General features: G+C 44.4%; 1 protein-coding gene and 1 pseudogene. Both read left to right on the top strand.

The genetic code is table 11. The annotated features are described in order from the left end of the window. Positions 1-152: pseudogene (locus tag R7Q09_RS26045) on the top strand (phosphoheptose isomerase); the annotation flags it as partial. Positions 153-172: 20 nt separating this feature from the next. Next, positions 173-669 (top strand): BON domain-containing protein (locus R7Q09_RS26040; RefSeq protein ID WP_318143932.1); only part of this gene is annotated, 497 nt, incomplete at its 3' end.

Raw genomic sequence — 669 nt, 5'->3', positions numbered from 1 at the left:
GTGGTGAGATGGCAGGATTACTGGGCGAAAACGATGTAGAAATTCGTATTCCATCCCATCGCACGGCTCGCATTCACGAAGTGCATATGGTCACTCTTCACTGCTTATGCGATTTGATTGACCAAGTACTTTTCCCTGCTCACGAAGAATAACAGATTTGAGAATCAGCATTATGATACGTAGCCTTGTCATTTTATGTACCATCTTAAGCTTGAGCGGATGTGCAGGACTGTTCATTGCTGGAGCTGCCACCACGGCAAATATTGTGACAGACACTCGCACCACGAAGCAGATCTGGCAAGACAACAATATTGAATTTGAAGTCGCAGCGATCGGTAATAAAGAACCATTTAAAGGGCATGTTCGAGTTGTTGCGAGCTCGTACAATGGTACGGTTGTTTTAATGGGCCAAGCTCCAACTCAAGATTTGATTAATCAAATTGAGCAACGAGCTAGAGCCATTGATGGCGTCAAAACCATTCATAACCAAATTAAGGCTAAAGAGCCATTGAGCGTGACGCAAATCAGCAACGACAGCTGGATCACAACCAAGGTTAAATCGGCTCTATTAACCGACTCAGACCTCAATGGCGTTAAAGTCAAAGTCATTACAGAGGATGGTGATGTATTTTTGTTTGGCTATGTAACCGCTCAGCAAGGTGAACGCGC

It is taken from the genome of Vibrio sp. 2130-1, assembly GCF_033339515.1.
The sequence above is the reverse complement of the archived record's forward strand: the minus strand, read 5'-3'. Positions and strand labels throughout refer to the sequence as shown.